The organism is Acinetobacter sp. YH16042, from assembly GCF_013417245.1.
GTDB classification, from domain to species: domain Bacteria; phylum Pseudomonadota; class Gammaproteobacteria; order Pseudomonadales; family Moraxellaceae; genus Acinetobacter; species Acinetobacter amyesii.
In genome coordinates, this window is sequence record NZ_VPEJ01000104.1 from 1 (window position 1) to 1,850 (window position 1,850).

The 1,850-nt window shown below is 31.1% G+C and carries 4 protein-coding genes; 2 read left to right on the forward strand and 2 right to left on the reverse strand.

Translation table 11 applies throughout. The features are described 5' to 3' along the window. Positions 1-295, forward strand: a 295-nt coding sequence (locus tag FTV37_RS17285) for a hypothetical protein (protein ID WP_180064331.1), incomplete at its 5' end; no start/stop codon positions are given. Positions 296-356: 61 nt separating this feature from the next. On the opposite strand, the gene FTV37_RS17290 is transcribed toward FTV37_RS17285, so the two are convergent. After that, entirely contained in the window at positions 357-620 is a 264-nt protein-coding gene (locus tag FTV37_RS17290) for a Txe/YoeB family addiction module toxin (protein WP_000184943.1), read from the reverse strand. Beyond that, a complete protein-coding gene (locus tag FTV37_RS17295; protein ID WP_000557944.1) occupies positions 607-870 on the reverse strand; it encodes a type II toxin-antitoxin system Phd/YefM family antitoxin in 264 nt (87 codons plus the stop codon). The genes FTV37_RS17290 and FTV37_RS17295 overlap by 14 nt, the downstream gene beginning before the upstream one ends. A gap of 172 nt (positions 871-1,042) precedes the next feature. Between FTV37_RS17295 and FTV37_RS17300 the strand changes: the two genes are divergently transcribed. Then, positions 1,043-1,705, forward strand: a complete 663-nt coding sequence (locus FTV37_RS17300; RefSeq protein ID WP_057692831.1) for a hypothetical protein — start codon at positions 1,043-1,045, stop codon at positions 1,703-1,705. The last annotated feature ends 145 nt before the right edge of the window (positions 1,706-1,850 follow it).

A 1,850-nucleotide genomic window follows, 5' to 3' on the forward strand; every position in this document is an offset into this window, starting at 1 on the left:
TGAAACTTTAGAGCAAAAAATTGCAAAGCAAGAAGAACGATTAAGACAACTAAAAGCACAAAAACAAGCTATTGCTGCTCGTGAAAAAAAGAAAAATTCTGATCGACAAAGAAAAGATGATACTAGACGTAAAATTCTACTGGGGGCTTGGGTTCTAAACAAACTGAAAAATGATGAATCTTTTAAGGGTCAACTAACCGATTTTGAAAAGTTTTTAAGCACGGAAAGTAAGACTGAAGAAAATAGGCAGAAAGATAAAGATCTTTTTAATGGCGTTATATGGAATAACACCTAAATTTCGCATATGAGATTTTGTATTAAATAAAAAAACAATCCCCTAAAAATAGGGGATCTTGTTAGTAATGGAATCGACATTGAATTATAGAGATTCGTTCATCTGTCACTTCATAAACTAATCTATGCTTTTCATCAATCCTACGACTCCAAAATCCTGAAAGATTAGCTTTTAAAGGTTCTGGTTTTCCTGTTCCTTCAAAAGGTGTTCGCTGACATTCTTTGATTAAGGTATTAATACGCTTAAGTATCTTTTTATCCTGTGTCTGCCAATAGATATATTCATCCCAGGCATTATCAGTCCATTCGACGTTACGATTCGTCATCCTCAATCAACTCTCTGTGTTTTGTTTTCCCTGCACGTAATTGAGCAATTGATTCATTTAAACGACTTGCATTATTTGGAGATGAAAGGAGATATAACGTTTCCATTAAGCTATCGTAATGATCTTGTCCCATTACTACAGCATGGCCACCTTCTTTTCTTGTAATAAAAGCAACGTCTACATCATCAATTACTTTATCTAAAACAGATTTTAAATTGTTACGTGCGTCCGTATATGTAAATACATGCATATATCTATCCCTCATAGGGTAAGCTGCGTCAAAACGCTGCTAGCTAGACTACCTAGGCGGTAGTGATTGAAACTTTACAATCCTAAATGTACAGAATCCTGTACATATTGTCAATTTCGTATAACCACCATTATGTTAAATTATGGTCTATTCATTAAATAACGGGGACTTCATGAACAAATTAATATACTTCATCATTCTTAATATTCTTTTAATTGGTTCTGTTTATGCTGAAAAAAATAAATTTTTAAATATGGCTCAAAGTAAAGTAAAGCAGGAAATGAAAGATCCTGACTCTACAAAGTTTCAAAATTTAAGGGAAATCAAAAATTCTGTTGGTGAGAGTGTGGTTTGTGGTGAAGTAAATGCTAAAAATTCCTATGGAGGATATGTTGGATATCATTTATTTTCGTATAGTCCGGATGGGGTTGTAATTTTAAATTCACCAAAAGATAGCGATTATTATAGAAATAAGTTTATTTATGACAAATCTGGCTGTGCAGGTGAAAAAGAAGAATTTTTAGCTCGAAATAAAGATATGTTCAAAAATTACTGTTTGGTTGCATATGACCTTTTTACAGACGTAATAGTAAATAATAAAACGAATTTAGATGCTATTACTTATGCCATGAGTAATTATCAAAAATATAATTTGAGTGTTTTTAATAATGATCTAGATAAAGCAAAAACAGATTTATTAGCAAATTTGGAACAAGTATTACAATCTAAAGAGACTGTAAAAAAAATTAAAAAAGATAAAAACGGAATGTTTAAAGCTCAATATATGTTTATTTGTCCTATAAGCATGGAAAAAAAATATATTTTTGAAAAGTAATGAAAAGAGAAAATTATTGAGTTTTCCTACAATTAACATAATACACGTTATACGAATTCCCAAGGCATGGCTTTTAGTCATGCTTTTTTTATCAAAAGACTATACCTGAATGATAGCGAGCCAAATCGCATACAATATCTATCAT